The organism is Blautia sp. BCRC 81119, assembly GCF_003184505.1.
GTDB lineage: Bacteria > Bacillota > Clostridia > Lachnospirales > Lachnospiraceae > Blautia_A > Blautia_A fusiformis.
In genome coordinates, this window is the sequence record NZ_QJHD01000021.1 from 80,892 (window position 1) to 89,174 (window position 8,283).

The 8,283-nt window shown below is 39.1% G+C and carries 8 protein-coding genes; 3 read left to right on the top strand and 5 right to left on the bottom strand.

The features are described 5' to 3' along the window. The gene (locus DMI82_RS13245) at positions 1–2,328 is read left to right on the top strand and encodes an ABC transporter permease (protein ID WP_006859032.1); all 2,328 of its coding nucleotides are present in this window, start codon (positions 1–3) and stop codon (positions 2,326–2,328) included. A 195-nt stretch (positions 2,329–2,523) separates the two neighbouring features. On the opposite strand, the gene DMI82_RS13250 is transcribed toward DMI82_RS13245, so the two are convergent. The 5 genes from DMI82_RS13250 to DMI82_RS13270 form a co-directional block, all read right to left on the bottom strand. Further along, positions 2,524–3,231 (bottom strand): DUF6040 family protein, encoded by a 708-nt coding sequence (locus DMI82_RS13250; protein WP_110103579.1) that lies wholly within the window; start codon positions 3,229–3,231, stop codon positions 2,524–2,526. Beyond that, positions 3,209–4,930, bottom strand: coding sequence for a MobA/MobL family protein (locus DMI82_RS13255; protein WP_020993872.1), 1,722 nt, complete (start codon positions 4,928–4,930; stop codon positions 3,209–3,211). Before DMI82_RS13255 ends, DMI82_RS13250 begins: the two co-directional genes overlap by 23 nt. Continuing rightward, positions 4,900–5,259 (bottom strand): hypothetical protein, encoded by a 360-nt coding sequence (locus DMI82_RS13260; RefSeq protein ID WP_015515801.1) that lies wholly within the window; start codon positions 5,257–5,259, stop codon positions 4,900–4,902. The genes DMI82_RS13255 and DMI82_RS13260 overlap by 31 nt, the downstream gene beginning before the upstream one ends. Further along, on the bottom strand, positions 5,259–5,573 hold the full coding sequence (locus tag DMI82_RS13265) for a hypothetical protein (RefSeq protein ID WP_008704242.1): 315 nt from the start codon (positions 5,571–5,573) through the stop codon (positions 5,259–5,261). The genes DMI82_RS13260 and DMI82_RS13265 overlap by 1 nt, the downstream gene beginning before the upstream one ends. A gap of 140 nt (positions 5,574–5,713) precedes the next feature. After that, positions 5,714–5,944, bottom strand: a complete 231-nt coding sequence (locus DMI82_RS13270; protein ID WP_008704241.1) for a helix-turn-helix domain-containing protein — start codon at positions 5,942–5,944, stop codon at positions 5,714–5,716. A 171-nt stretch (positions 5,945–6,115) separates the two neighbouring features. Between DMI82_RS13270 and DMI82_RS13275 the strand changes: the two genes are divergently transcribed. Next, entirely contained in the window at positions 6,116–6,745 is a 630-nt protein-coding gene (locus tag DMI82_RS13275) for a helix-turn-helix domain-containing protein (RefSeq protein ID WP_009265518.1), read from the top strand. An 86-nt stretch (positions 6,746–6,831) separates the two neighbouring features. Next, complete coding sequence (locus DMI82_RS13280; RefSeq protein WP_009265517.1) at positions 6,832–8,127, top strand: tyrosine-type recombinase/integrase; 1,296 nt, start codon at positions 6,832–6,834, stop codon at positions 8,125–8,127. Positions 8,128–8,283 lie beyond the last annotated feature (156 nt).

An 8,283-nucleotide genomic window follows, 5' to 3' on the forward strand; every position in this document is an offset into this window, starting at 1 on the left:
ATGAATTATCCTTTTGAAAATGATACCAGTGCAGTAATTAAAAAATTAGCACGAAAAAGTGTGCGTTTTGATAAGAAGAAAAACTTATTTTGCCTTTCGGCAATTATTGTAGCCGTTGCTATGATAATGATGTCGTTGCTCACAGTGCAAAATATCATTTATCAAAATCAGAAAGAAATCGAAGGATTACATCAAGGGATTTTCTTTGACATTACGCAGGACAGTAAAGAAAAGTTGTTAGCAAACGAAGAAGTAAAAAGTGTAGGACTTTCCTGTAATATCAAAACAGTGAAAGAAAATTCTAAAGAACTGTCTCTGATTTATTATGATGATGACATGCTTAGTTTGATTCCTGCCTTTGACGGAAAATATCCAGAGAAAGCAAGTGAAATTGCTGTTACAGATGCCTTTTTTGCCAGTGAAAATAAGTCTCCGGAAATCAACGCCATAGTTCAGTTGAATCTGGATGGTACTTTGAAGAATTATACTATTGTTGGTATTTATCATGATAAAACTTCTACCGCTTATCCTGTTTTTGTTTCACTTGAAAAATGCCGGGAATTACGTGGAAATAACCTGCTTAATGGATATGTTTGGCTTGAAAATGCAGATACCCTTACAAAAGACGAAGCAACAGAAATATTATCTCAAATTTCAGAGGAGACTGGACTGAATAATTGGACAGTCAGCAGTTACTATGATTATGTAAATACAACTTTGTCCTTCAGTAATTATGCGGTATATGGTGTAGTTGCTGCCATTTTGTTTTTAGCTGCCGCACTTGTAATTTACAGCATTTTCTATATTTCGGTTGGACAAAAAGTTGCTGAGTTCGGACAGCTTCGGACAATAGGGGCAAGTAAAAAGCAAATTTATAAAATAGTTCTTAAACAGGGTTATATGCTTGCAGTTCCGGGGATTTTAATTGGTAGTATCATGGGAACGATCATCAGCTATTGTCTGCAATCAAAAGGCTGGTCAGTATTTGCATTTATTGTTTCTCTATGTGGCGCATGCCTTTTTGGAATACTGCTTGTTTATATTAGTGTTCGTAAACCAGCAAAAATTGCAGCGAATACTTCTCCAATTTCCGCCCTGAAAAATCCAGTGGGAATTGTAAATTACCGCACTCACAAAAGACATCGTATTACGCCTGTATATTTAGCGAAAATCAGCTTTTCCAGAAACAGAAAAAAATCTCTATTGACCATTTTATCATTGGGACTGTGCGGAGTTATATTTTTCCTTGCAGCAAGTTATCAGAGTTCTTTTAATGCCGAGAGTATGGCTCGTTATTGGGATATGAAGTACGGAGATTTCAAAATCAGCATTGATTTAGAAAACGAAAGTGAAAATTTGGATGCTCTCTTGCAGAAAGAATATTTTTCTGATTATGTAAAGCGTGTTGGAGATATAGAGGGAGTTAGCAATATATTTACTTATGCTACCGTACCAGTTGATTTCTCAACAGACAATGATATTTCAGATAGCACCTTGATGCTCGGCTATAATGAAAAGGATTTGGCGTCGCTAAATGCAGCGGTTTTGTCTGGAAATATTACTGATGATACAGAATTAGTTGTAAGTGATCCCGAACGTATTTATGATGTTTACCATTGGAAACCTCAAATTGGGGATACTGTGACCTTTAATTTCAAAAATCATAGTGGTAAAACAATAACAAAAGCATTCAAAATTGGTGCAATCACTTCCAGCAATGATGGAATGGGTGGCTATATTTTCAGAATGCCGGAAAATATGCTCAAAGAACTTGCAGGTTATGACTGTACATACGCAATCGAAATACAAGCAGAAGCTGAATATCAGGAGATAATCGAGCAAGAACTCAAATTACTCGTTTCTGACAATAGGGATGTTCGCTTACAAACCCTTCAAGATTTTATTGTAGAACACCAATCAGACAATCGTGCAGGTTTTACATTAGCTTATGCGATTGCAGCCATCTTGTGGATATTTGCGGTCATCAATCAAATCAATCTTACTGTGACAAATCTTTTATCACAGAAACAGGAAATGGGCACACTAAAATCTATTGGTATGACAAATAAGCAGTTGAAGCAAGCATTTATGATGGAAGGTCTTTTTACTACTTTGATTGCATTGCTTATAACTGCTGTTGTTGGAATCCCCGGCGGATATGCAATCGGTATATTTTTGAAAAATGCAGGCATGTCTACGGGATTTGTATTTCCGGTTGTTGCTTTTACTCTTTTTGCTGTTGCTATGTTTATGCTTGAAAGTTTGATGACAATATTGCTTATTCATTCATGGAAGAAGCAATCTGTTATTGCAATAATGCGAAATTGATGATAGAAAGCTTTTCATATCTCGGTCAGCTCCACAATTACATTACTCTGCTGATACAGCCAGTCCGTAAATTCTTTCGGGCTGGCTGTTCCTGTTTTTACAGCCTTTTTTCTCTGTAATACTTCTTTTCATACAGTAAATTTTCACTAGGCTGGTATGGAGTAATTTTACTGTCTATACAGTAAGTTGAAAATACTAATATGGTCTTTTTTCTAACCAAACTTTAAGATAACATCTAATTCCAACATATGCGCCCTGCGAAAGTACGAAAAGCAATAGAAGATTTACTGACAGTACTTTTTTGATTGATTCTCCAAAATAAATGACAATAGCAACACTTGTCAGTATCATTAGTAGAGTAATAACATCCCAACAGTTTTTCTTATATAATTCTATAACCTTTATTTCTATCAGTATCGCCAGCATCTCTGTTCCTGCCATACATATTCCTACAATCAATATTAGCAATAACCAATATACCATTCCGGCTATAAAAGCATTTGGAATTTTTGTACTAATCTGTGCCGCAGAATGCCCGGCATCAATCGTCCATCCGACAAAGGTTTGTATGAATGATGCTAAATCATTGAAGAATGATTTACAATCGACAAGGAACATATCTGACTGTACTGCCTGAAAAAGAGTGGTTGTCAACGAATACCATGCAAGAAGGAACAAGGTTGTTTGGAACATTACCGTTTTTGCTTTATACTGTCCTGCAAGTCGCTCTTTTTGTGTTTCGTATTTTGCTTTTGCATTCTGATAGGCTGTCCGGTTACAGGCTTCACATTTTTCATAGAGTACCGGCTTTTCTACCGGTATTTCTACGATTTTCTGATGTGTCCGGGCATAATCCCGTTCCTGTGTTAAATAGCATATTTTATCTTGACATTCCTCTATCATGACGTTTGCGCTTCGCAACTTCTCTTTCTCGATCCGCAATGCTCTGTCTGCCAGCTTCAAGTCGTTCTTTAATGCTTGAATATTCCCGGCTCTGTTCTCTTTGTTTAATTTCTCGTTCAAGGTCAGAGATTCGCTGAGCTGCGTCTTCAGTTCCACGATAAGCTGTTCTTTCTGTTCTAGTTCTTCTTGTATCTCCTCGGTCAAGAGCAGAAGTTCTTCCAACTGTTCGGCGTTCTTTGATTCTCTGGATTCGTTCATCTATATCACGTCCTTTCTCTATCTGCTGTTCCAGTTCAGCAATTCGGTGTTCTGTTTCAGTAATAAACTGTTTTCGCTGTTCAGCTTCTGTGCCAATTTCTGCCATTGCTGATTTTCGTTTTCCAAAAGCTCTATCTTCGTTTTCTGTTCTTCCATCTTGGAAAGCAGTTCCTCGGTATTTGGCAAAATGTTGAGCAGCTCGGATAACTCGTTGTTTAATTTTTGTAATTTCTGATTCTGTTTTTGCATAAGAGAGAGTTGAGTGTCCCGGTTCTGCATTTCCAGAATCATTTCTGCCATTAGGTTCTGCTGTTCTTCGATTTGACCAATCATGGATTCCATTAAGGGTATAATTTCCCGGCTTTCTTCTAATGTCATTTAATCGCTCCTTCCATAATGATAATGCACCCGATACTTTCCCAAAGGTGTTTAGTATCTTTTGCAATAACGTGTTTTGTTGTTTTATGATTTGATTTTCCGCTACTTTCCACGAGCCTTTTATTTCCTGCCCGGCAAAAAACTTTTGTTCAATCTTTCTTGCGTCAGCTCCTTCATGGATGGTAGGAATCTGGAGTTTTCCCTGCTTTTCATAAGAACGATGATCAACTTGATTATGCAAAGGCAGATGTTCATTACATACCTTTGCCCATTCACTCCGCCACAGTTCACAATTTTTTGGATTGTTCCATCCAGTAGCATCGGTCAGCACCCGTTTCCATTGCAGGCGGTTTCTTGCTCCAATCTTCTGAATTCCGTTTTCGTCTAATACAGGGATACGGATTCCATGACGGTCAGGGTTTTTCTTATCCTGCCACCAGTTCGGATGGGATTCATCAATCACGATATTTCCGTTTTTATCTCTGACAAAATCCCAATCCTTGACTTCTTTCTTTCCCCAAGAATGATCCGGGTTAAAAGGACGCATAGTTAGAAGCAGATGGACATGGGGGTTGCCATCCCCTTTGTCGTGGATACTCCAATCAGCGCACATTCCTCTATCTACAAAAGTTTTTTGGATATAGTCGGTTGTATATTGAATTTGTTCCTGTCTGCTCCATTCTTTGGGGAGGGCAAATTCAAATGACCTGCCAAGTTGGGCATCTGCATTTTTTTCAATCTTCAATACCTCATTCCATAACCTCTGTTTCTGAAATGTGATTTTGAATTTTTTTAAAGCAGCTTCTTTATCTTCTGACCTTTTGTATCGGACAGATTTTTGAAAGCGTTTTATATTTTCTTCTGGTACTATCTGCCATTCAGGAGGTGCGTTTTCGCACATCATCAGCCGGGTGTAGACCACTTCTTTTTTAGAAGTGTAATAACTGATTCTCCCTGTTTCCTCGTTTTTCATCACATCCCCATTGAGATATGCGGAAGCGGAGATAACAGATTTCCCTTTACTTCGTCCGACTATTTTGATTGTGTAATGAAAAATCGCCATGTCTGGATTCCTCCTTTCTGACGTATCCGGCATAGATTTCCGGCAACATTGCTTTCAGTTTTAGAAAAAGCAGCATTGCCGGAACTCCCTCTGCGTAAGAGTGCCCTGCGCATAGCAGCCTGCATGGAATGCGCCTCTCTGGCGAAGAGTGCCTCCTGCGGCATGAGCAGGTCTGGCTGAAAGCCCCGCCGACGGAACGAGCCCGGCAAGCGTGAGCGCAGACCGGTTGACACTTGTGGCAAACTTATTGGGACGACCTCTGGTTGTCCATAAGTGCGCCCTTCATGAAAAAGCAATGAAGGGAATGAAAAACTCATCCCCTCTGCCATTACACTTCCTCCATATCGGTATTGGTTTCTTTCTGCATTGCTTTTGAGAAAAATCTCCCATTGGCTTCCTGCCTTTTCAGAAAAACAATCAGCTTTGGGATGTCTTTTTCCTCAATAGGAGCACCAAGAACGGATTCCACCGCACCGCCAATCTGACAGAGCCTATGGGTTCGTTTTTTACTTTCCTCGGTTTTCTTTCGTTTCAGAAGTTCTTTCTTCTGTGCTGCATATCGTTTTGCTTTTTCAAGGCTTTCCTGTTCCCTTTTTTCCATTTCAAGCATTCGTTCTTCATAACTTTTTGTTGATTTTGCCATTATTACATTCTCCTTTCTTTTGCAAACATAAGTTCTCGGTTGCGTATCAGAAGAAGCACATGGTATAATCTTCTTGCGTGTAGGTATATCATGGCTTTGGTCTGATAGAACCTTTGGCGGTTTCTTTGGAAGCCGCCTTTTTAATTTGCCACAGTTCTTGTTACAGCTTTTACATTTCCTCTATCCCTCAAATCACGACCTTCATTAGCTTCCATAAACATTTCCAGAATATCGGTTTTAATCAGGACTTTGCGACCAACCTTTAATACTGGAAGTTTCTTCCATTCTACAAGCTGTCTTAAGGTGTTTCTGCCGATTCCCGTATAGTCAGCAGCTTCTTCGATGGATAATGCAATTTTTCTTTGCGTCATATAATCACCTCCTTACAAATTGCATTATGCAATTCTTGTGATGTAAGTATATCCTTTTCACATCTTTTTGTCAAGCGTTACGAAATGTTAAAAATAAACTTTATATTGCATATTGCAATTTCAGAAAAACAATGCTATAATTCATACATACCGAAAAAGGAGGCAGTCAGCATGAAAGATAAAGAATTACGCAAGCTGATAGGGAGCAGAGTAAAACAGCGCCGTCTGGAATTGAATCTGACACAGCCTTATGTCGCAGAAAAGATGGGTGTTACCGCTTCTACAATCCTGCGTTATGAGAATGGTTCGATTGACAATACGAAAAAAATGGTGTTGGAAGGTCTTTCGGAAGCACTCCATGTATCTGTGGAATGGCTCAAAGGGGAAACAGATGAATATGAAACCGATATTACGGATAAGAGAGAATTACAGATTCGTGATGCGATGGGAGATATTCTGGAACAGTTACCACTTGCCCTTACCAAAGAAGAAGATGCTTTTTCAAAAGATTTATTACTGCTGATGTTAAAACAATATGGTCTGTTTTTGGATTCCTTTCAGTTCGCCTGCAAAAACTTTAAGGGGAATGATGGTCAGACGGATATTGCCAAAACAATAGGGTTTGAATCGAATGATGAATATAATGAGATTATGTTCTTAAGGGAAATCACTCACACCATCAATGCTTTTAATGAGATGGCAGACATCGTAAGGCTCTATTCCAAGAAACCCAAAACAGCAGAGCAAAGGCTTGCAAATCTTTTATCAGAAGTCTTATACGAAGATTCCGAATCGGTATAGTAAGACAGCCGGAGTTATGATATACTTACACGCACGAAGCATTTCATCAGTTCCGATTGTCTAATATCGAAAGGAGACATACGATTATGGCAAAAGGATCTGTAAGAAAAAAAGGAAAGAAATGGTACTACCGCTTCTATGTAGAGGACGCAAGCGGCAATCTTGTTCAGAAAGAATGCGTTGGAACAGAAAGCAAAAGTGAAACTGAAAAACTGCTCCGTCAGGCAATGGATGATTATGAGAAAAAGAAATTTGTTGCCAAAGCGGAAAATCTCACAGTCGGACAACTTTTGGATGTGTGGGCAGAGGAGGAATTAAAAACAGGTACGCTCAGCAATGGTACTGTGGAGAATTACCTCGGAACAATCCGAAATATTAAGAAACATCCGCTGGCAGAACGGAAATTAAAAAATGTAACCTCTGAGCATTTGCAATCCTTTTTTGATTTGCTTTCCTTCGGGGGAGTTCATCCCGACGGAAAAGAGAGAAAGGGTTACAGCAAAGATTACATCCATTCTTTTTCCGCAGTCATGCAGCAGTCCTTCCGCTTTGCAGTATTTCCAAAACAGTATATTACGTTTAATCCCATGCAGTATATTAAACTGCGGTATCAGACGGATGAAGTTGATTTGTTTTCAGACGAGGACATGGACGGAAATATCCAACCAATTTCACGAGAAGATTATGAAAGATTGCTTGCTTATCTGAAAAAAAAGAACCCAGCCGCAATACTTCCAATCCAGATAGCCTATTATGCCGGGCTTCGTATTGGAGAAGCCTGCGGTTTGGCGTGGCAGGACGTAAATCTGGAAGAACAATGCCTTACCATAAGACGTAGCATCCGATACGATGGCTCAAAGCGCAAATATATCATCGGACCAACCAAGCGGAAAAAAGTGAGGATTGTTGATTTTGGAGATACGCTGGTAGAGATTTTCCGTAATGCCCGGAAAGAGCAGTTAAAAAATCGAATGCAGTACGGAGAACTTTATCACACGAACTACTACAAAGCGGTCAAAGAGAAAAACAGAGTGTACTACGAATATTATTGCTTAGACAGAACAGAGGAAGTCCCGGCAGATTATAAAGAAATTTCTTTCGTCTGTTTAAGACCGGATGGTTGTCTGGAACTTCCAACTACTTTGGGGACTGTTTGCAGAAAGGTGGCAAAAACATTAGAGGGATTTGAAGGCTTTCATTTCCACCAGTTACGTCACACCTATACAAGCAACCTTTTAGCAAATGGAGCTGCCCCAAAAGATGTGCAGGAACTGTTAGGACACTCAGATGTAAGTACCACAATGAATGTCTATGCTCACTCCACAAGAGATGCTAAACGAAAATCAGTTAGGCTTCTTGATAAAGTGGTAGGCAATGATTAAAAAAATTCCCTTATTTCCCTTGTGATTATCTCATAAGCTATAAATGAGCAAATTTGAAAAATTGCACAAAACTACACTGCGAATTTCATAAATGAATCAAAATCATTGCTTTCCTTTGCGCATTGAAAAAGATAACGATACTTTTCCAGCTGAATG